Source organism: Ulvibacter sp. 2210JD10-4, assembly GCF_058148525.1.
On sequence record NZ_JBYVJZ010000004.1, the window covers coordinates 1 to 25,935 of the forward strand.

Below are 25,935 nucleotides of genomic sequence, written 5' to 3' on the forward strand. Positions count from 1 at the left end.
ACATTAGGTCCACTCGGTGGGGTTCCTGTTGCCAAGGCCTGATTGCTGAACTGACCTGCGTCAATGTCTGCCTGAGTGATTACATAACTAGCCGTAAAGGTAGTGGTGTCTTCTGCTCCGGCTGCCAAAGATGCAATCGGTCCACCTACCATAGTAACACCAGGATCGGTAACCACCACATTAGTTAAGGTTACATTTCCTGTGTTCTTAACACTAAAGGTATAGGTGATCACATCTCCAGGAGTACTGATACAGTTACCTGCCTGGTCAAAGCCATCATAGCTTCCTGTCTTGATCAGTGCAATGCTTGGATCCTGACAAATTAATACAGTAACTGTATTACTAGGATCATTAACAGCTCCTAAAGCAGTATTACCATCTACTTCAGCGGTATTTACAACAGAACCATTATCTATATCAGCTTGTGTTACAGTATAACTAGCATTATAAGCCCAAACTTCACCTACATCTAATATATTGTTAGTATTAGTATCTCCACTGGCTGGTCCTGCAATAGCACCTCCAAGTTTTGTATCTGTTACTACTACATTGGTGATATCTACATCTCCTTCATTAGTAACAGTGAATGTATAGTCAATGGTATCGTTAACATCAAACGAAATACAATTACCGGTAGCACTAGTACTAGCTTTTGTAATTGAAATTTCAGCATTCTGACATAAAACGACTGTTTCAGTATCATCATCATTCACATTAAATGAGGAAGATGAACCAGTGACACTACCATCTACTGTTGCTGTATTTTGTACTTGCCCGCTAACAATGTCTCCTTGCGTTACTGTATAACTAGCATTGTATATCCATGTTTCATTTGTATCTAATTCACCGTTATTATTAGTATCACCACTAGCTGGACCCGGAATTGGATTTACAGCATCTATTAGTGGATCATTAACCTGAACATTTTCAATTGCAATATTTCCTAGGTTTGTAACAGTAAAAGTGTAGTCAATATCTTGTCCGGCCGGAATAGGATTACAGTTATTCGGATCATTTGGACTAGCTACTTTCTCAATATCTATTGCACAATTGTATAATGTAAGAGTTACAGGAATTCTATTTGGACTGGAACACCCGCTTACACTATCAACAGTTTCTGCATAATATGTAACAGTTCCAATTGTACTCAGCGATGGATCTGGAACAAGAGTTCCATCAGTCGCTTGAGTATACCAGACAACACTTTGGCCTGGTTGAACAGTAGCTGCAGCTGTTAATGTCTGAATATTTGGACTTGCAGCACATTCTGCCTGATCTCCTCCACTTGTAGGAGGGGTTGGAGGTAAATAAATTTGAATTGTTGAATCGACAGTAACTGCCGGAAGGTTACAACTATTATTATAGGTTCCGTTATAAACTAGTTCAGCTTTAAAATCTCCTTCAAAAGGACTGGCTCCGGTATAAACGAAAGTACCGGAAAGGTCTCCCATTGTATTTCCTGATACTGTTCCAACCGAAACATTGTTTAAGAAAAATTCCCACTCAAAACCAACTGAAAATGGAGTACAAGTTCCAGGGTCGAATATAGCAGAGTAATTTATTTCATTGGTACATTCTACCTGTTCAATGGTTGGATCGGAAATATCCGGACAAGGCACACATACCTGTGGATTAGGGAAAGGTAAGGTTTGCATAGCGCAGCTCGAGTCTTCATACATCATTTGACTTGAGCCAGAATTTTGAATACCACAACCTTGCATTCCAACAGCTTCTATTGAATATTGCAAAGTTTTTACTTCATCTGAAACATCTCCAATATTCCAGGTAATTGTATTAGTCCCTGCATTATATGATGCATCGACAGGATTACTTATTGAGCCTGCTACCAATTGAAAACCGGTACCAAGAACATCAGTGATTACCCCATCCTTTGCTGCCAGTGCTAACTGGCCTAAAATAGTACTATAGATACCTGTAAGGTCTGCAGCATCTTCTGTGGTAAATAAACCACCGTTTTGTATTTGATTAAGTGTATATGTAGCTGGAATCTGCCCGTCACTATCATCAATACCACCAAACAATCCAATAGAATAGATTGTTTGCTCATATACATCTCCGCTTACAGTAGTAGTTTGCGCTCCAACACCCTCATTAATGGCATCATCCATACAATCTGTATTATTTGCCGGAAACGGAGGAGAAGGGTTACTTGTACAGCTTGTTACTCCATTTAATCTACGGTTTGTAACACCATCAGATAATAAAAGTATACTTCTTGCTGTTGAACAATCAAATGTTCCGTTGTTTGTCATTTCTGTGTCAGCAACATCCAAACCACCTGCAACATTAGTACCTCCATTTGCAACGAGGCCGTTTATTGCAGCAATAATACTTGCCTGACCAGAAGAACCTGTCAAGCCAATATCCAAGGTCGCCGAAGTAGAATAAGAGACTATACCTACTTTGTTGTTCCCTGTAGGATTATTAGCGGCCAGAAATATACTGTTTACAAAATCAACCGCGGCTTCCTTAGCATAATCTATAGATTCTTTAGGATCATTTGGAATATCAAAGCCCATACTACCGGAACGGTCAATAACCAGAATCACTTCCTGAGGAATTGGAGGAGGGTTTCCTGTAACTGTTAAGGTAATATCAAATTGATTACACAGCGTACTTTCTACTGCTACCTTATCAAGCGTTATTTCTTGCGAAAAAAGCGACGCTAGATTAAATACAAAGAAGGACAGTACTAAAAATACTGTCTTTTTGTTAAATATATTTTGCGAGGGTAATTGCTTTTTCATAAAATGAGTTTTTAGGTTTAAACCTATTATATATTTTAGCTAGAACTTTCTTGTCCTTTATAATTAATTTTCTGAAGGATCTGAAACAAAAACTTTTAATATCGTGGAAACAGCTCCTTGCGTACATGCGCCGGAATTAGCCTGAACCTCTATACAGCTCCACTCCTTTTTAGGTGTACCTGAAGGTACCTCAACTGAAGCCAGGAAATTAACTGTAGATCTGGCAGGAACTGTTATAGAATTAGAACTATTTCTGGATCCTTGCTGGATAAATGATACGTTAAGATTAATATTGGAATTAGACCGCAAAGACTTATTATTTCCAACGGCACAACTACCGTTGTAATTTACTGCCTCAATCGTATATGTTTGCGACGCAGATGTATTATTAGTAAGCTCTAACTGAAATCGAGTAGGATCATTTTCATTAGCCGATCGTGCATCTCTATTTTGATAAACACTCAATTCAGAATTACAGTTTTGCGCAATACTTTGCATGCAAAACATACTAATAATAAATACCATAAATAATGGTGATAAAAACATTTTTGATTTTCCACTATAGGAAACGAATCTAAAAACTTTCATGTCTCTTTCTTTTATAAGTAAAAATGCATTTTGAATCTTGCCCCAACAGCATAGATTTTGAATTAATCGAACCAAATATACGTAGGAATAAATGTTAAATTCTTACAAAAACTAAAGTATTAGCCCACTTGTTCAAAAATATCGTTGAACTGCACAAAATGACCCATTTTATATAGTATTTTTGTAGGAAGAATATGTACGTGTTTATACGTATATGCCCTTTTTTAAACAGGTTTCAATATTTTTTGTTTGTAGGAAAGGATTGTAAAGATTATTGTAATATTTTCCTTTTTTTAACCGTAAAACAACCTGTATCTTTGCGCTCAAATATCTATAAATTAAATGTCACTAAAAAACGAAATAGAGCGTAGAAGAACCTTTGGAATTATTTCGCATCCTGATGCCGGAAAAACCACTTTAACTGAAAAATTATTACTCTTTGGAGGAGCTATTCAAGAAGCCGGTGCCGTAAAAAGTAATAAAATTAAAAAAGGAGCTACCAGTGATTTCATGGAAATTGAAAGACAAAGAGGAATCTCTGTAGCTACTTCTGTTTTAGCTTTTGAATATGAAGGTATTAAAATAAACATTCTTGATACACCCGGACACAAAGACTTCGCAGAAGATACTTTTAGAACTCTTACGGCTGTTGACAGTGTTATTGTTGTGATTGATGTTGCCAAAGGAGTCGAAGAGCAGACAGAAAAACTGGTTGAAGTATGTAGAATGCGTAATATCCCTATGATCGTCTTTATCAACAAACTGGATCGTGAAGGGAAAGATGCCTTCGAATTGTTAGATGAAATTGAACAAAAGCTAAACCTTCGAGTGACACCGTTAAGTTTTCCTATTGGGATGGGATACGACTTTAAGGGTATCTACAATATCTGGAAAAAAAATGTAAATCTATTTAGTGGTGACAGCCGAAAAAATATTGAAGAAACTATTAAAATTGAAGATGTTAACAATCCAGAATTAGAAAATATTATAAGCGAAAGTGCTGCTAATATACTTCGGGAAGAATTAGAATTAGTCTACGAAGTATACCCGGACTTTAACCGTGATGAGTATTTGGAGGGTAAATTACAACCTGTATTTTTTGGTTCTGCTTTAAATAATTTTGGTGTAAGAGAGTTGCTTGATTGTTTTGTAGAAATTGCGCCTAAGCCCAGACCTAAAGAAAGTGACACACGGTTAGTAAAACCGGATGAAAACGATTTTTCCGGTTTTGTCTTTAAAATTCATGCCAATATGGATCCGAAACACCGGGATCGCCTTGCCTTCATAAAAATAGTTTCAGGAACTTTTGAAAGAAACACGCCTTATCTTCATGTTAGGCATAATAAAAAATTGAAGTTTTCCAGTCCTAATGCTTTCTTTGCTGAAAAAAAACAAATTGTTGACATCTCTTACCCAGGAGACATAGTAGGGCTACACGACACCGGAAATTTTAAAATCGGAGATACTTTAACCGAAGGTGAAGAAATGAATTACCGTGGGATTCCAAGCTTTTCGCCGGAACACTTTAAGTATATTAACAATGCAGATCCTATGAAAAGCAAGCAACTGGAGAAAGGGATAGATCAATTAATGGATGAAGGAGTTGCTCAATTATTTATTTTAGAATTGAATGGAAGAAAGGTAATAGGTACTGTGGGAGCACTTCAATTTGAAGTGATTCAGTATCGATTGGAGCATGAGTATGGTGCTAAATGCAGGTATGAAAATCTCAATGTTCATAAGGCGTGCTGGATAGACCCAACAGATCCTAAAAGTGATGAGTTTGCAGATTTTAAAAGAGTTAAGTCTAAGTTTCTGGCAAAAGACAAACAAGACCAACTGGTTTTCTTTGCCGACTCGGCGTTTACATTACAAATGACACAATCTAAATACCCCAATGTTAAGTTGCACTATGTAAGTGAATTTAATAAGAGTTAAGACAGCGTCAAAATATTGACTATTAGCCTAGTTCTTTAAAACAAAAAACCACGCTTAAAAAGCGTGGTTTTTTGTTTAGGCTTCTCCCGTAGGCCCAAAATTTATAGGTATGGGAGGCTGTTGGTAATCTTTTATTTCTCCATGAGCAGTTTCAAACCGCTTTACATTATCACTCAAAGCCTTTAGAAACCTTTTAGCGTGCTGTGGAGTTAAAACAATTCTAGACTTCACTTTGCTTTTAGGGACTCCCGGCATAATTGTAACAAAGTCTATTACAAACTCAGAAACAGAATGATTAATAATAGCTAAGTTACTATATGTTCCCTGTGCTATAGTTTCATCCAATTCGATATTGATCTGTCCCTGTTGCTGCTTTGGTTTTTTTGAATCAGCCATTTGAAATCTGTTTAAAAAAACTTGCGCTCCCAATAAGAGCGCAAGTTTTTAAATTATGTTAATTATAATTCACTTCTTGTTTCTCGCGTGTCATTTCTTCCAACTCTTCTTTAGAACCTACAATAATAGTATCGTAATTACGCATACCGGTTCCGGCCGGAATTCTATGACCTACAATAACATTTTCCTTCAATCCTTCTAAATCATCAACTTTACCACTTACAGCAGCTTCGTTCAATACTTTGGTAGTTTCCTGGAAGGAAGCCGCAGATATAAACGATTTGGTTTGTAGTGAAGCTCTTGTAATACCTTGAAGTATTGGTGTAGCAGTAGCAGTTTCGGCATCACGTGCTTCCACTAATGCTTTATCTGCTCTCTTCAGAATTGAATTTTCATCCCGTAATTCACGTGGAGAAATTATTTGTCCTTCTTTCAGGCTTTCTGAATCACCAGCACTTGTTATTACCTTCATTCCGAAGATTTTATCATTTTCTTCAATAAAATCATCTTTATGAGCTAATTGATTTTCAAGGAAGGTAGTATCTCCAGAATCAACGATCTGTACTTTACGCATCATTTGACGGACAACAACCTCAAAATGCTTGTCATTAATCTTCACCCCTTGCAAACGATATACTTCCTGAACTTCGTTCACCAAATACTGCTGTACTGCAGAAGGGCCTTTAATTCGTAAAATATCTTCCGGAGTTATAGAACCATCAGATAATGGCATACCGGCTCTTACGTAATCGTTTTCCTGAACAAGAATTTGATTACTTAACTTCACCAGATACTTTTTCAATTCACCTAACTTAGACTCAATGATAATTTCTCGGTTACCACGCTTAATCTTTCCGAAGGAAACCACACCATCAATCTCGCTAACTACAGCAGGATTAGATGGATTACGAGCTTCAAATAATTCGGTTACACGTGGAAGACCTCCGGTGATATCACCAGCTTTAGCAGATTTTCTAGGAATCTTCACTAAAACTTTACCAATCTTAATCTTATCACCGTCATCTACCATTAGGTGAGCACCCACAGGTAAGTTGTAAGAACGTATTACTTCGTCTTTCTTTCCTAAGATTTGTAGTGTTGGTATTTTCTTTTTATCTCTCGATTCTGAAATTACCTTCTCCTGGAAACCGGTTTGTTCATCGATCTCAACCTGATAAGTAATACCTTGTTCAATATTTTCATATTTGATCTTACCGGCAAATTCTGAAATAATTACACCATTATAAGGATCCCACTGACAAACTACATCTCCTGATTTTAATGCCTGGCCATCTTTTACATAGATACTGGAACCATATGGTATGTTATTTGTACTTAGAATAATTCCTGTTTTCTTATCGATCAATTTGATCTCTGAAGTTCTGGAAATTACAATATCTACCGTCTTGCCATCTGAATCTTCTCCTTTTACGGTTTTTAGCTCCTCAATTTCAGCAACACCATCAAACTTTACAGTTAACTTGTTTTCTTCCGAAATGTTTCCTGCAATACCTCCTACGTGGAAAGTACGTAGTGTTAACTGAGTACCCGGTTCACCAATAGATTGCGCAGCAACAACACCAACAGCCTCTCCTCTTTGTACCATTTTATTGGTAGCAAGGTTTCTTCCGTAGCATTGTGCACAAATTCCTTTTTTGGCTTCACATGTTAATGCAGAGCGAACTTCAATACTTTCTACAGGAGAATTTTCAATTGTAGTCGCCACTGCTTCAGAAATATGATCTCCGGTAGCCACCAATAACTCTTTTGTCAATGGATTGTATACATCGTTCAATGCCGTACGACCTACAATTCTATCTTTTAAAGACTCTACGACTTCTTCATTCTTCTTTAATGCAGAAACTTCTATACCTCTTAAGGTTCCACAGTCTTCAATGTTAATAATAACATCTTGTGATACATCTACTAAACGACGCGTTAAGTAACCTGCATCTGCTGTTTTAAGTGCGGTATCTGCAAGTCCTTTACGGGCACCGTGTGTAGAAATAAAGTATTCCAAAATTGAAAGACCTTCTTTAAAGTTAGAAAGAATTGGGTTTTCAATGATCTCACCTCCACCTGAATTTGATTTTTTAGGTTTTGCCATCAATCCACGCATACCTGTAAGCTGGCGAATCTGTTCTTTAGATCCACGAGCTCCTGAATCAAGCATCATATATACAGAGTTAAACCCTTGTTGGTCCTCACGAATACGTTTCATAGATAACTCGGTCAACTCGGCATTTGTAGCCGTCCATATATCAATCACCTGATTATAACGTTCGTTATTGGTAATTAATCCCATATTATAGTTAGCAATAATACCATCAACTTGTTTGTTAGCATCATCGATCATTCCTTGCTTTTCAGCAGGGATAATAATATCTCCTAAACTAAAAGACAATCCGCCTTCGAATGCAAACTTATATCCTAATCCTTTAATTTCATCTAAGAAGGCAGATGTAGTTGGTACACTGGTTACCGCCAAAATAGCACCAATAATATCACGTAAAGATTTTTTAGTTAAAACTTCATTGATATAACCCGCTTCTTCCGGTACTTGCTCATTGAAAATTACTCTACCTAAAGTAGTTGTAATGATTTGATAAACAAGTTCGCCTTCTTCATTAAAGTCTTTCGTGCGTATTTTAATCTCGGCATTAAGATCAACTTGCTTTTCATTGTAAGCAATAATTGCTTCTTCGGCAGAATAGAAAGTTAGTCCTTCACCAAGTACTTTTTCATCTTTTGTCGACTTTCTCAATTTGGTCATATAATACAGACCCAATACCATATCCTGAGAAGGTACTGCTACTGGAGACCCATTTGCAGGGTTCAGGATATTGTGAGAAGCCAACATCAATAATTGCGCTTCCAGAATTGCTTCAGGACCTAACGGAAGGTGAACTGCCATCTGGTCACCGTCAAAATCTGCATTAAATGCCGTACAGACCAATGGGTGTAGCTGGATCGCTTTACCTTCAATTAATTTTGGCTGGAATGCCTGGATCCCTAAACGATGCAAAGTAGGAGCACGGTTTAATAATACAGGATGTCCTTTCAATACATTTTCAAGGATGTCCCATACTACGGGTTCTTTTTTATCTATAATCTTCTTGGCAGATTTTACGGTCTTTACAATTCCTCTTTCAATTAGTTTTCTAATTACAAAAGGCTTGTATAGTTCTGCCGCCATATCTTTAGGAAGACCACACTCATATAACTTTAATTCCGGCCCAACAACAATTACCGAACGTGCCGAATAATCAACACGTTTTCCTAATAGGTTTTGACGGAAACGACCTTGCTTTCCTTTTAAGGAATCTGAAAGTGATTTTAGTGGACGGTTGCTATCTGTTTTAACCGCTGAAGATTTTCTCGTGTTATCAAACAAAGAATCTACAGACTCCTGAAGCATACGCTTTTCGTTACGTAAAATTACTTCCGGAGCTTTGATCTCCATCAAACGCTTCAAACGATTGTTACGAATAATTACACGACGGTACAGGTCATTTAGATCTGAAGTAGCAAAACGACCTCCATCCAAAGGTACCAATGGACGTAACTCCGGCGGTATTACAGGTACCACTTTCATAATCATCCAGGAAGGTTTGTTCTCACGGTTCTTATTTGCATCACGAAGTGCTTCCACCACCTGAAGACGTTTTAACGCTTCTGTCTTACGTTGTTTTGAAGTTTCGTTATTTGCTTTATGACGCAAGGTGTATGATAGTTCATCTAAATCGATTCGGTTCAGCAAATCAATTAAACACTCTGCTCCCATCTTTGCAATGAACTTATTTTCATCGGTCTCTTCCAAATATAAATTTTCCTGTGGAAGTGTATCCAGTATATTCAGGTACTCTTCTTCAGTAAGGAAATCCATTTTTTGAACAGGTTCTCCATCTTCATATTTTGCTATACCCGGCTGGATCACTACATATCTTTCATAATAGATAATCATGTCCAATTTCTTAGACGGTAATCCAAGAAGGTATCCAATTTTATTAGGTAAACTACGGAAGTACCAAATATGTGCTACAGGAACTACCAAATTGATATGTCCCACACGGTCACGACGTACTTTCTTTTCGGTTACCTCTACCCCACAACGGTCACAAACAATACCCTTGTAGCGAATTCTTTTATATTTACCACAGGCACATTCATAATCCTTTACAGGACCAAAAATACGCTCACAGAAAAGACCGTCACGCTCTGGTTTGTGCGTACGGTAGTTAATCGTTTCAGGCTTTAAAACCTCTCCTCTTGATTCCGCTAAAATGGATTCGGGAGAAGCTAAACCAATTGAAATCTTATTGAATTTCTGTACTGTGTTTTCTTTATTTCTTGCCATAATGCTGTGTACTATGCTTTGTTTTTATTTGTTTTTGGAGTGTTTTTTCACTCCGGTTGAAGTTTGAGTACTACCCCTCCAGCAGGAGGGGTGTTGCTCTATTCTTCTAATCTGATATCTAATCCAAGTCCTTTCAGTTCGTGCATTAACACGTTGAAAGATTCTGGCAGACCCGGCTCCGGCATTGCTTCACCCTTCACGATAGACTCGTAAGTTTTAGCTCTACCAATAACGTCATCAGATTTTACCGTCAAAATTTCTCGTAATGTACTGGAAGCTCCATAGGCTTCCAATGCCCAAACTTCCATCTCTCCAAAACGCTGACCACCAAATTGAGCTTTACCACCCAATGGTTGTTGTGTGATCAATGAGTAAGGTCCTATAGAACGTGCGTGCATTTTATCATCTACCATATGGCCCAGTTTCAACATATAGATCACTCCAACTGTTGCGGGTTGATCGAAACGCTGTCCGGTTCCACCATCATATAAGAAGGTATGTCCAAATCTTGGGATTTCCGCTTCATCGGTAAATTCATTGATCTGATCTAATGTAGCACCATCAAAAATAGGAGTTGCGAACTTGCGACCTAATTTTTGACCTGCCCATCCAAGAACTGTTTCATAGATCTGACCAATATTCATACGGGATGGTACCCCAAGCGGGTTTAGTACAATATCTACAGGAGTTCCATCTTCTAAGAAAGGCATATCTTCTTCACGTACAATACGTGCCACAATACCTTTGTTACCATGACGTCCCGCCATCTTATCCCCTACTTTCAATTTACGCTTCTTGGCGATATAAACTTTAGCGAGTTTTAAGATTCCGGAAGGTAGCTCATCTCCAACAGAGATAGTAAACTTCTCACGACGCAGGTTTCCTTGAAGGTCGTTCTCCTTGATTCTATAGTTGTGCATCAGATCTGCTACCATATGGTTGGTATCATCATCAGTTGTCCAGGTACCTCCTACCAAATGTGTATAATCATCTACAGCATTTAACATTTTAAGGGTATACTTTTTACCTTTAGGAAATACTACTTCACCAAGGTCGTTCATTACACCTTGCGCAGTTTTTCCACCAACGATAGCAAATAGTTTCTCAACTAAAACATCTTTTAAAGCATCAAACTTTGCATAATACTCGGCTTCTAAAGCAGCAATATCCTCTTTGTCCTTTGCTCTTTTACGTTTATCTTTAATAGCTCTGGCGAATAATTTCTTATCTATCACAACACCACGTAATGAAGGAGACGCTTTCAAAGAAGCATCTTTAACATCACCTGCTTTGTCACCAAAGATGGCACGAAGTAACTTTTCTTCCGGAGTTGGATCGCTCTCTCCTTTTGGAGTGATCTTTCCAATTAAAATATCTCCTGGTTTAACCTCGGCTCCTACCCGGATCATTCCATGTTCATCCAGGTCTTTAGTAGCTTCTTCGGAAACGTTTGGAATGTCATTGGTTAATTCTTCATTACCTAATTTGGTATCCCGAACTTCTAATGAATACTCATCTATATGAATAGATGTGAAAATATCTTCACGAACTACTTTTTCAGAAATTACAATCGCATCCTCAAAATTATACCCTTTCCAGGGCATAAAGGCTACTTTCATATTTCTACCCAGTGCCAATTCGCCTTTCTCCGTAGCATAACCCTGGCAAAGTACCTGTCCTTTTTTCACTCTATCGTCTTTTCTAACGATCGGTTTCAAATTGATAGAAGTACTTTGGTTTGTCTTTCTGAATTTTACAAGATTGTATGATTTTGAATCTCCATCAAAACTTACCATGCGCTCTTCTTCGCTACGGTCGTATTTGATAGTGATTATATTTGCATCTACATATTCGACAACTCCATCACCTTCCGCATTGATCAATACACGAGAATCTGAAGCTACCTGACGTTCCAATCCTGTTCCCACGATTGGTGAATCTGCAATTAGTAATGGTACTGCCTGACGCATCATATTCGATCCCATCAATGCACGGTTTGCATCATCATGTTCCAGAAAAGGAATCAATGAAGCCGAAATAGATGAAATCTGATTTGGAGCAACATCTGTATAATGAACCGATTTAGGATCAACCAATGGGAAATCACCTTCCATACGGGCAATTACCTTATCTGTATCGATAGTTCCATCTCCCTTAATTGGAATATTTGCCTGAGCAATTAACTTTTCTTCTTCCTCTTCTGCTGAAAGGTACGTTGGTTTTGTTTTAAGATCGATTTTACCCTCTGTAACTTTACGGTACGGAGTTTCAATAAACCCTAAGTTATTCACTTTTGCATATACTGAAAGTGAAGAGATCAAACCAATGTTTGGTCCTTCCGGAGTTTCAATAGGACATAACCTTCCGTAGTGTGTATAGTGAACATCACGAACTTCAAAACCTGCTCTTTCACGGGAAAGACCTCCTGGTCCTAAAGCTGAAAGACGACGCTTGTGCGTGATCTCTGCCAAAGGATTGGTCTGGTCCATAAACTGTGAAAGCTGGTTGGTTCCGAAGAAAGAATTAATAACTGAAGACAATGTCTTCGCATTAATAAGGTCTATAGGTGTAAATACTTCATTATCACGAACATTCATACGCTCACGAATAGTACGTGCCATACGAGCCAAACCTACTCCAAATTGAGAAGACAACTGCTCACCTACTGTACGTACACGACGATTTGATAAGTGATCAATATCATCAATCTCTGCTTTAGAGTTGATCAATTCAATTAAGTATTTTACAATGGTAATGATATCTTCTTTGGTAAGTACTTGCTTATCCATTGCAATATCAAGACCCAACTTTTTGTTCATACGGTAACGACCCACCTCACCAAGGTTATAACGTTGGTCACTAAAGAACAGCTTGTTGATGATTCCACGAGCAGTTTCTTCATCCGGCGGTTCGGCGTTACGTAATTGTCTGTATATGTGTTCTACCGCTTCTTTTTCTGAATTGGTAGGATCTTTTTGTAACGTATTATGAATAATCGCATAGTCAGCCATGTGATTATCTTCTTTGTGTAACAGGATTGTTTTTGAACCAGAATCCAGAATTTCTTCGATATGTTCTTTTTCAAGAACGGTATCACGATCCAGTACAATTTCGTTACGTTCAATAGAAACTACCTCTCCTGTATCTTCATCAACAAAATCCTCATGCCAGGTCTTTAACACACGGGCCGCTAATTTACGTCCAAGGTATTTTTTAAGGCCGGTTTTTGAAGCCTTCACCTCTTCTGCAAGGTCGAATATTTCAAGAATATCCTTATCTCTTTCAAATCCAATCGCACGGAAAAGAGTTGTTACCGGTAATTTTTTCTTTCTATCAATGTATGCGTACATCACACTATTGATATCGGTAGCAAATTCAATCCAGGAGCCTTTAAAAGGAATTACTCTGGCAGAATATAATTTTGTTCCGTTGGCGTGGAATGATTGTCCAAAGAATACACCCGGTGAACGGTGTAGTTGTGATACAACAACACGCTCTGCACCATTGATACAAAAAGTACCACTTGGCGTCATATATGGGATAGTCCCTAAATAAACATCTTGCACGATAGTTTCAAAATCTTCGTGCTCTTCATCTGTACAATATAATTTTAAACGAGCCTTTAGTGGTACACTATAGGTTAATCCGCGTTCAATACATTCCTGTATGGAATATCTTGGCGGGTCTACAAAGTAATCTAAAAACTCTAAAACAAATTGGTTGCGGGTGTCGGTAATTGGAAAATTCTCCAAGAAGGTCTTATATAGTCCTTCGTTACCTCTTTCTTCTGATTTGGTTTCCAGTTGGAAAAAATCCTGAAAGGATTTGATCTGAATGTCCAAAAAGTCGGGATAGTCCGGCTTATTTTTTACAGAGGAAAAATTCAATCTTTCAGTTTGCGTTGCTGACATCTATGGACGGAATTTTAATTAAAAAAACTGTGAGTGCGTATACTGGAAAATATTAACCTCTATATACGCAAAATGGTTTAGGCCATTCCGCCCGAAGCGGAAGACCTAAACCTTAAGGTTTGGAACGTTGGGAGCTTACTTAAGCTCAACCTCAGCTCCAGCTTCTTCTAACTGAGCTTTTAAAGCTTCAGCTTCGTCTTTTGCTACACCTTCTTTGATAGGAGAAGGAGCATTATCAACTAATTCTTTAGCGTCTTTAAGACCAGCTCCGGTTAATTCTTTTACCAGTTTTACAACTGCTAATTTAGAACCTCCGGCTGCTGTAAGAACTACGTCGAATTCAGACTTTTCTTCAGCGGCTTCGCCACCTGCAGCACCACCTCCGGCAGCTACAGCTACAGCTGCAGCAGCAGGTTCGATACCATACTCATCTTTTAATATAGTAGCTAACTCATTAACTTCTTTTACCGTTAAGTTAACTAATTGTTCTGCGAAATCTTTTAAATCTGCCATTTTCTATCGTTTTAAATAATTTTAATTTATATGTTTTAATTAGTGCTTATTTTGATTAACCTTCTCTTTCAGATAAGGTTTTAACTATACCAGCTATGGTTCCTCCTCCAGACTTCAATGCTGAAATAACATTCTTAGCAGGAGATTGAAGTAATCCAATGATTTCTCCAAGAAGCTCTTCTTTAGATTTGATCTCAACCAATTTGTCCAGTTGATCGTCTCCAACATAAATTGCTTCTTCAATAAAAGCTCCTTTCAGTAAAGGTCTGTCAGATTTTTTTCTGAACTCTTTAATTACTTTAGCTGGTGCATTACCTGTTTCAGAAAACATTAAAGAAGTGTTCCCGATCAGCGTTTCGGTTAATTCACCGAATTCTTTATCTGAACCTTCCATTGCTTTTGAAAGTAATGTGTTTTTAACTACTGCCAATTTCACTCCGGCTTTAAAACAAGCACGGCGTAAGTTACTGGTAGTCCCTGCGTCAAGACCTGAAATATCTGCTAAATAGATAATTGGGTTCTCAGACAACTGTACAGTTAAATTTTCAATTACTTGTGATTTTTCTTCTCTTGTCATAATTTTTAAATTTTACTGATCAGAAAATCTTTTGGTGTCTATCTCTACACTAGGACTCATTGTACTAGACATATAGATACTTTTAATATAAACACCTTTAGATGACTGAGGTTTCAGTTTCACTAGGGTTGTTAATAATTCTTTTGCGTTTCCGGCAATTTTTTCAGCATCAAAAGATGCTTTTCCAATTGCTGCATGTACAATTCCTGTTTTATCGACTTTAAAGTCGATCTTACCGGCTTTTACATCAGAAACAGCTTTAGCAACGTCCATTGTTACCGTACCTGTCTTTGGGTTAGGCATTAATCCACGAGGCCCTAAAACACGTCCTAATGGTCCTAATTTACCCATAACACTAGGCATGGTTACAATTACGTCAACATCTGTCCAACCTCCCTTAATTTTTGCGAGGTACTCATCTAATCCAACATAATCTGCTCCGGCTTCTTTAGCTTCGGCTTCCTTATCTGGAGTTACCAATGCCAATACCTTTACATCTTTACCTGTTCCGTGTGGAAGGGTTACTACACCTCTTACCATTTGGTTTGCTTTCCGCGGGTCTACATTAAGACGCACGGCAAGGTCTACGGAGGCATCGAAATTTACGTTGGTGATTTCTTTTATTAAAGCAGAAGCTTCTGATAAAGTATAGGCTTTCACTTCTACTTTAGCAGTTGATTCTTTTTGCTTTTTTGTTAATCTTGCCATTTTATAGATTCTTTTTCTTGATTAAAAAGGTGCAGCACCTTTTATTTTCACTCCCATTGATCTAGCAGTACCGGCTACCATTTTCATAGCAGACTCAACAGTAAATGCATTTAGATCGGGCATTTTGTCTTCTGCAATCGTTCTTACTTGATCCCAAGAGATAGTAGCTACCTTATTGATGTGTGGTTCGCCAGAACCTTTTTTTGTTTTGGCGGCTTCAAGGATCTGTACAGCAGCAGGAGGTGTTTTAATAACAAAGTCGAAAGACTTGTCCTTATACACCGTAATAACTACTGGCAATACTTTACCTTGCTTATCCTGAGTCCTTGCATTAAACTGCTTACAGAACTCCATAATGTTCACACCGGCAGCACCTAAAGCTGGTCCAACTGGTGGTGACGGGTTAGCGACACCTCCTCGAACTTGCAACTTTACTACTTTACCTACTTCTTTTGCCATTTTCTAAATTTTAATGTGGTTCTTTCTATAGTGGAAGCCAAAGAAATAACCTATTATATAGCGTGTAACAATTAAACTTTTTCTACTTGCATATAACTTAATTCCAACGGTGTCTTTCTTCCGAAAATTTTCACCATTACTTCAAGTTTACGCTTTTCTTCATTTATTTTTTCTACAGTACCGTTGAATCCATTAAATGGCCCGTCGATCACTTTTACTGTTTCGCCAATTACAAAAGGAATGTTTACGTTGTCATCTTTTACAGCCAACTCATCTACCTTCCCTAACATTCTGTTTACCTCTGCTTGTCTTAGCGGTACAGGGTCTCCCCCTTTGGTTTCACCCAAAAAGCCAATCACCCCGTTAATAGATTTTATAATATGTGGTATTTCACCTGCCAGGCTTGCCTGTACCATAATGTATCCCGGAAAATAAACACGTTCTTTATGTACTTTTTTTCCGTTACGAATCTGTATTACTTTTTCGGTAGGAACTAAAACCTGATCAATATAATCTTCCAGATTGAGTCGTTTTATCTCAGATTCGATATACGACTTGATCTTGTTTTCCTGTCCACTAACCGAACGGACTACATACCACTTTTTTGTGCTCTTTGTTTCAGTCATTTCCGTTACGACTTGATCCATTCAAAATATAGGCTTATTAACTTACTAAAAACAGTATCCACACCCCATACTGCTAAAGCGAGAACTACCGAAAATACAGCTACAAGAACTGTAAGTCGCTGTGCTTCTGCCCAAGACGTCCAGGTTACATGGTTTTTTAGTTCGTTATAAGACTCTTTAATATAATCTACCATTTTATCAGGTATTAATGCTATTATTTGCACGGGTTGAGAGACTCGAACTCCCGACACCTGGTTTTGGAGACCAGTGCTCTACCAACTGAGCTAAACCCGTTTTTATGAGCTGCTCTACGACCTACATTCTAACAAGGTCAAGCTAAACCCGTAATAAAAGTCAAGGCGTCCACCTATGGCGGACACCTTAAAACTCCTTTATCTATTGACTTAAATTAGTCTAAAATCTCAGTTACCTGACCTGCTCCTACAGTTCTACCTCCTTCACGGATAGCAAAACGAAGACCTAAGTTCAAGGCAATTGGTTGGATAAGATCAACAGTAATTGTTAAGTTATCTCCTGGCATAACCATCTCTACTCCATCAGGAAGAGCAATATTACCCGTTACATCAGTTGTACGAACGTAGAACTGTGGGCGATAGTTATTGTGGAATGGAGTGTGACGTCCACCTTCTTCTTTCTTAAGAACATATACCTCTGCTTTGAATTTAGCGTGAGGTGTAACAGATCCTTGCTTACAGATAACCATACCTCTACGGATATCGGTTTTTTCAATACCTCTTAATAAGATACCTACATTATCTCCAGCTTCACCTCTGTCAAGGATCTTACGGAACATTTCAACTCCGGTAATAGTAGAAGTTAATTTCTCTGCTCCCATACCAATGATATCTACAGCGTCTCCGGTATTAGCAACACCTGTCTCAATACGACCTGTTGCTACTGTACCACGACCTGTAATAGAGAATACATCTTCAATAGGCATTAAGAAATCTTTGTCTACTTCACGAAGAGGTTCTTCGATCCAAGTATCAACAGCTTCCATTAATTCCAACACAGTGTCTACCCATTTTTGCTCACCGTTAAGTGCACCTAAAGCAGAACCTGCAATAACAGGACCGTTATCTCCATCGTACTCATAGAAAGAAAGAAGATCTCTGATCTCCATTTCTACCAATTCTAAAAGTTCTTCATCGTCCACCATATCCACTTTATTCATGAATACAACAATACGAGGAATACCTACCTGACGTCCTAAAAGGATGTGTTCACGTGTTTGTGGCATAGGACCATCTGTAGCAGCAACTACAAGGATAGCTCCATCCATTTGCGCAGCACCGGTAACCATATTTTTTACGTAATCCGCGTGACCTGGACAGTCAACGTGTGCGTAGTGACGATTCGCCGTTTGATATTCTACGTGTGAAGAGTTAATTGTAATACCTCTTTCTTTTTCTTCCGGAGCGTTGTCAATTTGATCAAAAGACTTAGCCTCTGAAAAACCAGCATCTGCCAATACTTTAGTAATAGCAGCTGTTAAGGTTGTTTTACCGTGATCTACGTGTCCAATAGTACCTACATTTAAGTGGGGTTTGGAGCGATCAAATGTTTCTTTTGCCATGTTTGTATTTATTTAATCTTAGTTATATAATAGTGTTCAATATTTGTACTTATTTGAGCCAATGATGAGATTTGAACTCATGACCTCTTCCTTACCAAGGAAACGCTCTACCCCTGAGCTACACCGGCTTATTGGTTGCAGGTTTAAAGTTTAAGGTTCAAGTTCACTTTCACAAACTTTAAACTCAAAATTAGCACCAACAATCACTTTCGTGATGTTGCTGTTTTTTTGAGCGGGAGACCGGGTTCGAACCGGCGACATTCAGCTTGGAAGGCTGACGCTCTACCAACTGAGCTACTCCCGCTTTTTTAGCTGAAAAAAATCAGCATATAATTTCAATATTTCAAAGTGAATCACCTCTTTTCATTTGGCGATCCTTTTTCAAAAACCAACTTCATGGTTTCTGATGGATTACCTTGCATTTGCTCGGTGATCCTTTTCGGGTGAGCCCGAAGAAAGAATTATACTCAATTTTTTAAGAAAGCAATCTTTCTACAAAATCACGTAAAATCCTACGTGGGGAGAGCAGGATTCGAACCTGCGAAGACATAGTCAGCAGATTTACAGTCTGCCCTCGTTGGCCGCTTGAGTATCTCCCCTTAACCATTGTATTTAAAAGAACTTTTCTTTTTCTTAAGAGCCGATGGAGGGACTCGAACCCACGACCTGCTGATTACAAATCAGCTGCTCTAGCCAGCTGAGCTACATCGGCTTTTATGTAACTTTTTAGCCATAAAAAAGTCCGCTATTTCTAACGGACTGCAAATGTATATAAATTATTTTTTCTAAAAAACTTTTTTTGAATTTTTATCTTATAAATACGCCCTTTGTTTTTGTTTGCGCTTTTTTAGCTGTCGTTCCAGTGACTGCACGCATTCGTCTGTTCCAACTTCAAAAGTCCTGGCTTCTTTTTTTACAATTAAATCATCACCCGGAACACTTAGTAATATTTCAACAATTTTATTTTGTTTTTCGCTTGTATTTTGAACCTTTAAAAATACATCGGCAAATACAATCTTATTATAAAATTGTTCCAGCTTGGAAAGCTTCTTTTCGATAAAGTCAATAAGCCTGGTATCGGCTGTAAAATTTGTAGGTTGCACATTTACATTCATACGCAAGAATTTTAATGTTTGTAATTTATTTTAAGTTGCGGGGATGCGATTTCTTATATACCTCTTTCAACGTTGCTATACTATTATGTGTATAGACCTGGGTAGATGCTAAACTCGAATGCCCTAGCAGTTCTTTCACTGCATTTAAATCTGCTCCTTCATTTAAAAGATGAGTCGCAAAAGAATGACGTAAAATATGTGGACTCTTTTTCACTTTTTCAGAGGCCTTACTAAAATATGAATTAATAATTCGGTATACAAGTGTTTCATAGATTTTAACTCCCTTTAAAGACAGAAAAAACCAGGCATCGTCTTTGATCTTTTCCAACTGAGAACGATGCTGTAAATAGACTTTGATGGATTCTGCCACAGAAGGCAATAAAGGAATGATACGTTCTTTATTTCGTTTCCCTAAAACCTTAATTGTGTTTTGAGTAACAGAGACATCCTTTAGCTTCAGGTTTACCAATTCTGCTCTTCGCATTCCGGTGGAGTAAAAAAGTTCAACGATCAACTTATTTCTAACACCTTCAAAATCTTTAGTTTCATCAAGCAATTGCAAAACATCTTCAATCTCTTTTTCTGAAAAAGGAACCTGCAGCTTTTTACTTGTTTTTAAAGCTTTGTGTTTTGACAAAGGATTGACCTCTATCTGCTTTGTCTTCAATAAAAATTTGTAATAGGTCTTTAAAGAAGATACCTTACGGTTAACACTTCGGTTTGTAATACCGGAATCTACCAGCGTAACGATCCAGCTTCTAATAACGGAATAATTTACATCTTTGATCGTCTTGTAATCGTATTCTTCCGAAGCAAAAGTCAAAAAACTCTCAAGATCCTTTTGATAAGCAGTAATGGTATGCGCAGAATAATTTTTCTCTAACGTAAGATAATCAATGAAGTCTTTAAAGGGCATAAAAAAATCCGTTAGAAAGTAAAAATACTATAATCTAACGGACTTTTTATTTATTTGAATAGCGAAATACTAAATTTCTTCCGCATCTCTTAATCCTTGAATATATTGTGCTTTTTGTATTTGAGCTCTACGAGTTACCGAAGGCTTGGTAAACGCCTGTCTCTTGCGTAACTGGCGCATGGTTCCTGTACGGTCAAATTTACGCTTAAATCTTTTTAGCGCTCTATCGATATTTTCTCCGTCTTTTATTGGTATTATTAACATAATGTCATCACCTCCTCTCTTTAGGGACGGCAAAGATAAATAAGATTTTGGATTTTAGGTCTTAGTTATTAGATTTTTTTAATGCAGAGCAGTAAATCGTGTACGCTTTATCAAGTAGCCTTCTTATATTCCTTTCCGTCAATCACCATTTTAGCTATAATCTCCCTTAGGATCTCACTGGTCCCTCCTCCTATAGGCCCTAACCTACTGTCACGCAACAATCGCGCTAACGGGTATTCTTCCATATAACCATAACCTCCTAATAACTGAAGGCATTCGTACATAACATCGTCTGCAACCTTAGTAGAGGTCAACTTAGCCATCGTTGCTTCTTTCACTGCATATTCACCGTCATTCAACTGTCTGGCTGTTGCGTAGTTAAATGTTTTGCACACTTCCACTTCGGCAGAAAGCTGTGCTACTTTATGTCTCAATGCCTGAAACTTTGATATGGATTGGCCAAAAGCCGTGCGGTCTTTCATATACTGGATCGTATATTCCAGAGCATATTCACTGCGGGCATGCGCATTGATTGCCATGACAAGCCGCTCTAACGCAAAGTGTTGCATGATATATGGAAAACCCTGATTTTCTTCACCCATTAAATTTTCTATAGGAACCTCTACATTGTCAAATGCGATCTCTCCGGTATCACTCGCGCGCCATCCTAATTTATCCAGTTTCGTAGCCGATACACCCGGCATATCCCGGTCCACTACAAAAATACTTATTCCCTTATTACCCAGCTCGGGTGCTGTTTTTGCAGCGACGATCAAATAATCACTGTAAACACCATTGGTGATAAATGTTTTGGAGCCGTTCAAGATATAAGTATTTCCCTTTTTTACAGCAGTACTTCGCATTCCCGAAACATCACTGCCTCCAAAAGGTTCTGTAATACAAAGACATCCAATTTTCTCTCCGGTAATACTGGGAGTTAAATACTTTTCTTTTTGTTCGTGATTTGCTTCTTTGTTAAGATGTGTCATCGCTAAATATGCATGTGCCCACATGGCAGCTGCAAATCCTCCGGAGTTTATTTTTTGTAGTTCTTCCAGAAATATGACCGTATAGAACAGGTCGAGGTCCATCCCTCCATAGGCTTCCGGGTAGTTGATCCCAAAATAGCCCATCTCTCCAACCTTTTCCCAGATAAAGCGTTCAATGTGTCCGGTCTCTTCCCATTTTTCTATATGCGGAACTACTTCTTTTTGTAAAAAATCCTGAAAGCTTTTTCTGAAAAATTCGTGCTCTTCTGTAAAGTATATACTCATAAATCTTTATCTATTTTTAGAGATTTGGTCTTTGTAGCAATTTTTATTTGATGTACAAATATAGCTGAATTAGCTGTAATTTAAGGGGTGACAGCCCTTCTATTTTTTCCAGTTCTGAAAAATCATCGATTCCTTCGTGAAGTATTCTGTATTCCCATATCTCTTTAGCAAGCTCAAAAGAAATTCCGGGTATAGTCGCTATATCTGAAGCCGATATACTATTGATATCCATCTTTTCTATAGAAGTTGGTGTCTTAACTGTAAACCGGTTTAAAACTTTTTGTATTACTGCCCTATCCAAACCCCATATTGTATTCAATTGAATATCATCTGTAAATCCGCCTATCTTTTCTCTCTGTAAAATGATACGTCTGCTTAACCCTTCGCCTATTCCGTTTATTTCCTGTAATTGTGCTTCAGTAGCTTTGTTCAGATCAGTTTTTTGTGCATAGGTCTTTTCAGTATAATCATTTGAATGATCTTTCTTTTTGGACTTTGGATGCGTAACCCATTCCGGGAATTTAAAATATGGGCTTATAACTTGCAGCAAGGAATCTGAAACTTTTGTCACTCGCTTAAAATCGGCTACAGAGTTGATCCACTGTTCTTTGTTTCGAAATTGTTTGAGCCTATCATATTCTTCAGAAGACATTCCCAGAGTGTAAGCTTTATAATCGGTAATAAAATTGGGGTTGAAAGGGTATACTTTTGGTTTTCGGTTTTCAATTTCTGTAGCTCGCAAAGAATCTATTTGAGATCGTAATGTTACAATTTTTTCAGAAGATGTATCAAGGATATTCTTTTCGGAAACATCCACAAAATAATAGACACATAATAAGGCAATAATAACCCCTATCAAAAACAGAATCCCACTTCGCTGTTGTTTATTGAACAAGAAGTGGGATCTTAAGTTGTTTGGATTCATTGCATTCCGGTTTTAGTTACCGGGGAGCTATGAATTTAAGCTCTAATATAGCAAAATATATTATGCCTTCTCAACTCTCTTTGCCTTTATGGCTGATATATACTTTTTCACTTCATCACGTACTTTCGGGAATAAGAAGTAGAGACCAATAACGTTAGGTACAGACATCGCAAATATCATCGCATCCGAGAATCCTACTACTGCTCCCAAACTTGCCGCCGAACCAACAATAATGAATAAGCAGAATAAAATTTTAAATGTGTAATCTGCCGCTTTTGATCTTCCAAAAAGGAACATCCAACTTTGAAGTCCGTAGTAAGACCAGGACAACATTGTTGAGAATGCAAATAGAACTACTGCTACCGTTAGTACATATGGAAACCAAGGTAACGTAGAGGCAAAGGCTTTTGAAGTTGCTAAAACTCCGTCTGCTTCTGCAACACCATACGTCATAATACTACCATCACCATTTGTAATGATAATTACTAAGGCGGTCATAGTACAAACTACTACCGTATCGATAAATGGTTCTAACAGGGCTACCAAACCTTCTGATGCAGGATACTTGGTTTTTACGGCGGAGTGTGCAATCGCTGCACTTCCTACCCCTGCCTCGTTAGAGAAAGCGGCTCTCTGGAATCCAATGATCAGAACTCCAAGAATACCTCCCGAAATCCCTTGAGCATTGAATGCTCCATCAAATATTTGGCTAAAGGCAGAGCCAATACTTCCAATATTCATAACAATTATGATCACTGCTGCCAGGAAATATATTCCTACCATAAATGGTACAACCTTCTCAGTAATACTTCCAATTCTTTTTATCCCTCCAATAATAACGATTGCAACAACTATTGCCATTATGATTCCGAAAACAACACCTGCCGAGGTAGATTCAGCACCTATCATTGTATTAAATTGTTGTGCTGCCTGATTAGCCTGAAACATATTTCCACCACCAAATGAGCCTCCAATACACATTATCGCAAAGAGTACAGCTAATATTTTACCAAGACCACCTTTCCCAACATCTTTTAATCCTTTTTTCAGGTAATACATTGGACCACCATATACAGTTCCATCGGCTCCAACATCTCTATACTTTACACCTAACGTACACTCTACGAATTTTGAGGACATTCCCAGTAGTCCAGCAACAATCATCCAAAATGTCGCACCAGGACCTCCTAATGAGATTGCAATAGCTACTCCGGCAATATTACCCAAGCCAACGGTTCCCGACAAGGCGGCAGTTAGTGCCTGAAAGTGAGAAACCTCTCCATCATGACCTTCTACACGGATTGTTTCGATTGCATCACCACCAGGTGTTGGATCACCTGCCATAGGATCTACAGTAACATGATCTATGTCATCGTACTTACCTCGAACTATATTGATAGATACCCCAAAAAGTCTAATATTAGCAAACTTAAATACCAAAGTAAAAACCAAACCGGCTAACAGCAACCAAATAATCACAACCGGCATACTTACACCTTCTGTGAAGTTAACAGCAGTAAATACAAATGAAGCCCAAGCATTTGAGATAGGTGTAAACCAATCATTTACTTTTTCATCCCAGCCTTTGTCTGTAGCTTCTTGAGCAAATGATGCAAATGAAATTAAAAATGTAAAAAAGGAAAGAAGAAATTTCTTCATGACGAGTTTTTTAGTGAGACGTTGTTTTTTTCAGCAAGGCAAGATGCTAAAAAAAAGTAGTGTATTCAAATTTTTCGACCTTTTAATTGTTAACGGACATTTAAACGTTATACAATTGTTTTAAGTTTTCAATTTGATTGGGGCGACCTATGAGTATTAATTTGGAATTTTTTTTCACCACCATAGAAGGTTCCGGATTCACTATATATTCTCCTTCCTGAGATCTGTAACCAATGATGGAACAACCGGTCTTTTTCCTTACATCAAGTTCATTAATTGCACGTTCAAGTCCATCAGGACACATTTTCTCAAAAGGAACCTGCTCCACATTCATACTATCCTGTTCTCCGGATACAGAAAGGTTGTCCAAAAATTCTACCAGGTCCGGTACCACAACCAGTGAAGCCATATGGTCACCACCTATTCTATCCGGCATTATCACATTGTCGGCTCCTGCAAGTTTTAGTTTCTGCTTACTGGTCTCTTCCGTAGCACGGCTAATTATCTTTAGCCCTTTATTCATTTGCCGGGCAGATAGTACTATAAATAGATTATCTGCATCACTCGGTAATGCACAAATCAACGTAGAGGCCCTCTTTATACCGGCCTTTATTAAACTCTCATCTTCAATGGCATTACCCTGAACAAAGAGATAGTCTTCATTAGAATAATGGTCTACCACCTCTTCATCTCTTTCAATAATTACAAACGGTTGGTTATATGCGAGCAGTTTTTGTGCGGCTTGTTTTCCGTTTCGCCCGTAGCCACATATAACAATGTGGTTTTCCAAGGATTTGATTTGTTTTTCCACTCTTTTTTGTCTTAAGTTACCAATGTTGTTTGTGCTTAAAATATATTCAGAAATCACTTTAATTGCATATCCTACTATAAAAATACTGGAAAGGATAAGAAAAGAAGTAAACACTTTTTCGGAAGGACTTAAAGGATGTAATTCCCCAAAGCCTACAGTCGTTATTGTAATTACGGTCATGTAAATCGCATCGATCCAATTGTATTCGTATTCAAAAAGAAATTTGAAGCCGAAAACCCCTATAAAAAACACAAGAACGAGCAGAATTAAAGCCCCGGATATTTTAGATTGAAATACCTTACTCATAGATCAAAAACTGAAGTTCTCTTTGTAAACACTAAGTCTTTTAATTTCAATAAAAATGCTATGGTCAAGTACATAGCAAAGCCAACGCCCATTGTTGCGAAAGATACATAAATAAAGAACAAACGCACACTTTTTGCCCGCATACCCAATCGGTCTGCCAAACGTGAGCTTACATAAAATCCTCTTTTTTCCAGATAATGGCGAATTTTATATACGGCTTGTAACAT

The 25,935-nt window shown here is 37.9% G+C and carries 21 protein-coding genes and 5 tRNA genes; 1 reads left to right on the top strand and 25 read right to left on the bottom strand.

Annotated elements, in window-relative coordinates:
- Together ACY2RT_RS10025 and ACY2RT_RS10030 are read right to left on the bottom strand one after the other, a co-directional pair.
- A partial coding sequence (locus ACY2RT_RS10025) for a DUF7507 domain-containing protein (protein ID WP_490155782.1) occupies nt 1-2,768 on the bottom strand: 2,768 nt, incomplete at its 3' end.
- Nucleotides 2,769-2,831: 63 nt separating this feature from the next.
- Nucleotides 2,832-3,356, bottom strand: coding sequence for a hypothetical protein (locus ACY2RT_RS10030; RefSeq protein WP_490155783.1), 525 nt, complete (start codon nt 3,354-3,356; stop codon nt 2,832-2,834).
- Nucleotides 3,357-3,698: 342 nt separating this feature from the next.
- Here ACY2RT_RS10030 and ACY2RT_RS10035 point away from each other — a divergent pair, with 342 nt between their 5' ends.
- Complete coding sequence (locus ACY2RT_RS10035) at nt 3,699-5,294, top strand: peptide chain release factor 3 (protein ID WP_490155784.1); 1,596 nt, start codon at nt 3,699-3,701, stop codon at nt 5,292-5,294.
- Between the two features lie 75 nt (nt 5,295-5,369).
- Here ACY2RT_RS10035 and ACY2RT_RS10040 read toward each other — a convergent pair whose 3' ends face one another.
- The 23 genes from ACY2RT_RS10040 to ACY2RT_RS10150 form a co-directional block, all read right to left on the bottom strand.
- On the bottom strand, nt 5,370-5,690 hold the full coding sequence (locus ACY2RT_RS10040) for a DUF3467 domain-containing protein (RefSeq protein WP_490155785.1): 321 nt from the start codon (nt 5,688-5,690) through the stop codon (nt 5,370-5,372).
- A gap of 58 nt (nt 5,691-5,748) precedes the next feature.
- Nucleotides 5,749-10,047 carry a DNA-directed RNA polymerase subunit beta' gene (gene rpoC, locus ACY2RT_RS10045; RefSeq protein ID WP_490155786.1) on the bottom strand — a complete coding sequence of 1,433 codons (4,299 nt, stop codon included), beginning with the start codon at nt 10,045-10,047 and terminating at the stop codon, nt 5,749-5,751.
- Between the two features lie 98 nt (nt 10,048-10,145).
- The gene (gene rpoB, locus ACY2RT_RS10050) at nt 10,146-13,958 is read right to left on the bottom strand and encodes a DNA-directed RNA polymerase subunit beta (RefSeq protein WP_490155787.1); all 3,813 of its coding nucleotides are present in this window, start codon (nt 13,956-13,958) and stop codon (nt 10,146-10,148) included.
- Between the two features lie 135 nt (nt 13,959-14,093).
- Entirely contained in the window at nt 14,094-14,471 is a 378-nt protein-coding gene (gene rplL, locus ACY2RT_RS10055) for a 50S ribosomal protein L7/L12 (RefSeq protein ID WP_490155788.1), read from the bottom strand.
- A 55-nt stretch (nt 14,472-14,526) separates the two neighbouring features.
- Nucleotides 14,527-15,048, bottom strand: coding sequence for a 50S ribosomal protein L10 (gene rplJ / locus ACY2RT_RS10060; protein WP_490155789.1), 522 nt, complete (start codon nt 15,046-15,048; stop codon nt 14,527-14,529).
- Between the two features lie 12 nt (nt 15,049-15,060).
- Nucleotides 15,061-15,756 (bottom strand): 50S ribosomal protein L1, encoded by a 696-nt coding sequence (gene rplA, locus ACY2RT_RS10065; protein WP_490155790.1) that lies wholly within the window; start codon nt 15,754-15,756, stop codon nt 15,061-15,063.
- Between the two features lie 21 nt (nt 15,757-15,777).
- On the bottom strand, nt 15,778-16,215 hold the full coding sequence (gene rplK, locus ACY2RT_RS10070) for a 50S ribosomal protein L11 (protein WP_490155791.1): 438 nt from the start codon (nt 16,213-16,215) through the stop codon (nt 15,778-15,780).
- A 71-nt stretch (nt 16,216-16,286) separates the two neighbouring features.
- Nucleotides 16,287-16,841 carry a transcription termination/antitermination protein NusG gene (gene nusG / locus ACY2RT_RS10075; RefSeq protein ID WP_490155792.1) on the bottom strand — a complete coding sequence of 185 codons (555 nt, stop codon included), beginning with the start codon at nt 16,839-16,841 and terminating at the stop codon, nt 16,287-16,289.
- Between the two features lie 5 nt (nt 16,842-16,846).
- Nucleotides 16,847-17,035, bottom strand: coding sequence for a preprotein translocase subunit SecE (gene secE, locus ACY2RT_RS10080; protein ID WP_490155793.1), 189 nt, complete (start codon nt 17,033-17,035; stop codon nt 16,847-16,849).
- A gap of 27 nt (nt 17,036-17,062) precedes the next feature.
- Nucleotides 17,063-17,135: transfer RNA gene (locus ACY2RT_RS10085), tRNA-Trp, on the bottom strand.
- A gap of 115 nt (nt 17,136-17,250) precedes the next feature.
- The gene (gene tuf, locus ACY2RT_RS10090; RefSeq protein ID WP_490155794.1) at nt 17,251-18,438 is read right to left on the bottom strand and encodes an elongation factor Tu; all 1,188 of its coding nucleotides are present in this window, start codon (nt 18,436-18,438) and stop codon (nt 17,251-17,253) included.
- A 56-nt stretch (nt 18,439-18,494) separates the two neighbouring features.
- Nucleotides 18,495-18,566, bottom strand: a tRNA-Thr gene (locus ACY2RT_RS10095).
- Between the two features lie 103 nt (nt 18,567-18,669).
- Nucleotides 18,670-18,742 (bottom strand) — tRNA-Gly (locus ACY2RT_RS10100).
- A 213-nt stretch (nt 18,743-18,955) separates the two neighbouring features.
- A tRNA-Tyr gene (locus tag ACY2RT_RS10105) sits at nt 18,956-19,037 on the bottom strand.
- Between the two features lie 39 nt (nt 19,038-19,076).
- Nucleotides 19,077-19,150, bottom strand: a tRNA-Thr gene (locus tag ACY2RT_RS10110).
- Nucleotides 19,151-19,250: 100 nt separating this feature from the next.
- A complete protein-coding gene (gene hpf, locus ACY2RT_RS10115; protein ID WP_490155795.1) occupies nt 19,251-19,553 on the bottom strand; it encodes a ribosome hibernation-promoting factor, HPF/YfiA family in 303 nt (100 codons plus the stop codon).
- Nucleotides 19,554-19,578: 25 nt separating this feature from the next.
- Nucleotides 19,579-20,469 carry a tyrosine-type recombinase/integrase gene (locus ACY2RT_RS10120; protein WP_490155796.1) on the bottom strand — a complete coding sequence of 297 codons (891 nt, stop codon included), beginning with the start codon at nt 20,467-20,469 and terminating at the stop codon, nt 19,579-19,581.
- Between the two features lie 69 nt (nt 20,470-20,538).
- Nucleotides 20,539-20,733 (bottom strand): 30S ribosomal protein S21, encoded by a 195-nt coding sequence (rpsU, locus tag ACY2RT_RS10125; protein WP_490156134.1) that lies wholly within the window; start codon nt 20,731-20,733, stop codon nt 20,539-20,541.
- Nucleotides 20,734-20,843: 110 nt separating this feature from the next.
- Nucleotides 20,844-22,007 (bottom strand): acyl-CoA dehydrogenase family protein, encoded by a 1,164-nt coding sequence (locus tag ACY2RT_RS10130; RefSeq protein WP_490155797.1) that lies wholly within the window; start codon nt 22,005-22,007, stop codon nt 20,844-20,846.
- Nucleotides 22,008-22,050: 43 nt separating this feature from the next.
- The gene (locus ACY2RT_RS10135) at nt 22,051-22,932 is read right to left on the bottom strand and encodes a ComEA family DNA-binding protein (protein WP_490155798.1); all 882 of its coding nucleotides are present in this window, start codon (nt 22,930-22,932) and stop codon (nt 22,051-22,053) included.
- Between the two features lie 60 nt (nt 22,933-22,992).
- On the bottom strand, nt 22,993-24,591 hold the full coding sequence (locus ACY2RT_RS10140; protein ID WP_490155799.1) for an alanine/glycine:cation symporter family protein: 1,599 nt from the start codon (nt 24,589-24,591) through the stop codon (nt 22,993-22,995).
- Nucleotides 24,592-24,691: 100 nt separating this feature from the next.
- Nucleotides 24,692-25,708, bottom strand: coding sequence for a potassium channel family protein (locus ACY2RT_RS10145; RefSeq protein ID WP_490155800.1), 1,017 nt, complete (start codon nt 25,706-25,708; stop codon nt 24,692-24,694).
- Nucleotides 25,705-25,935 (bottom strand): PspC domain-containing protein, encoded by a 231-nt coding sequence (locus ACY2RT_RS10150; protein ID WP_490155801.1) that lies wholly within the window; start codon nt 25,933-25,935, stop codon nt 25,705-25,707. The genes ACY2RT_RS10145 and ACY2RT_RS10150 overlap by 4 nt, the downstream gene beginning before the upstream one ends.

Bases quoted from the DNA above. Each gene is read 5' to 3' on its own strand.
- ACY2RT_RS10030 (WP_490155783.1), bottom strand. From the start codon at position 3,356: ATGAAAGTTTTTAGATTCGTTTCCTATAGTGGAAAATCAAAAATGTTT.
- ACY2RT_RS10035 (WP_490155784.1), top strand. From the start codon at position 3,699: ATGTCACTAAAAAACGAAATAGAGCGTAGAAGAACCTTTGGAATTATT.
- ACY2RT_RS10040 (WP_490155785.1), bottom strand. From the start codon at position 5,690: ATGGCTGATTCAAAAAAACCAAAGCAGCAACAGGGACAGATCAATATC.
- rpoC (WP_490155786.1), bottom strand. From the start codon at position 10,047: ATGGCAAGAAATAAAGAAAACACAGTACAGAAATTCAATAAGATTTCA.
- rpoB (WP_490155787.1), bottom strand. From the start codon at position 13,958: ATGTCAGCAACGCAAACTGAAAGATTGAATTTTTCCTCTGTAAAAAAT.
- rplL (WP_490155788.1), bottom strand. From the start codon at position 14,471: ATGGCAGATTTAAAAGATTTCGCAGAACAATTAGTTAACTTAACGGTA.
- rplJ (WP_490155789.1), bottom strand. From the start codon at position 15,048: ATGACAAGAGAAGAAAAATCACAAGTAATTGAAAATTTAACTGTACAG.
- rplA (WP_490155790.1), bottom strand. From the start codon at position 15,756: ATGGCAAGATTAACAAAAAAGCAAAAAGAATCAACTGCTAAAGTAGAA.
- rplK (WP_490155791.1), bottom strand. From the start codon at position 16,215: ATGGCAAAAGAAGTAGGTAAAGTAGTAAAGTTGCAAGTTCGAGGAGGT.
- nusG (WP_490155792.1), bottom strand. From the start codon at position 16,841: ATGACTGAAACAAAGAGCACAAAAAAGTGGTATGTAGTCCGTTCGGTT.
- secE (WP_490155793.1), bottom strand. From the start codon at position 17,035: ATGGTAGATTATATTAAAGAGTCTTATAACGAACTAAAAAACCATGTA.
- tuf (WP_490155794.1), bottom strand. From the start codon at position 18,438: ATGGCAAAAGAAACATTTGATCGCTCCAAACCCCACTTAAATGTAGGT.
- hpf (WP_490155795.1), bottom strand. From the start codon at position 19,553: ATGAATGTAAATGTGCAACCTACAAATTTTACAGCCGATACCAGGCTT.
- ACY2RT_RS10120 (WP_490155796.1), bottom strand. From the start codon at position 20,469: ATGCCCTTTAAAGACTTCATTGATTATCTTACGTTAGAGAAAAATTAT.
- rpsU (WP_490156134.1), bottom strand. From the start codon at position 20,733: ATGTTAATAATACCAATAAAAGACGGAGAAAATATCGATAGAGCGCTA.
- ACY2RT_RS10130 (WP_490155797.1), bottom strand. From the start codon at position 22,007: ATGAGTATATACTTTACAGAAGAGCACGAATTTTTCAGAAAAAGCTTT.
- ACY2RT_RS10135 (WP_490155798.1), bottom strand. From the start codon at position 22,932: ATGAATCCAAACAACTTAAGATCCCACTTCTTGTTCAATAAACAACAG.
- ACY2RT_RS10140 (WP_490155799.1), bottom strand. From the start codon at position 24,591: ATGAAGAAATTTCTTCTTTCCTTTTTTACATTTTTAATTTCATTTGCA.
- ACY2RT_RS10145 (WP_490155800.1), bottom strand. From the start codon at position 25,708: ATGAGTAAGGTATTTCAATCTAAAATATCCGGGGCTTTAATTCTGCTC.
- ACY2RT_RS10150 (WP_490155801.1), bottom strand. From the start codon at position 25,935: ATGTTACAAGCCGTATATAAAATTCGCCATTATCTGGAAAAAAGAGGA.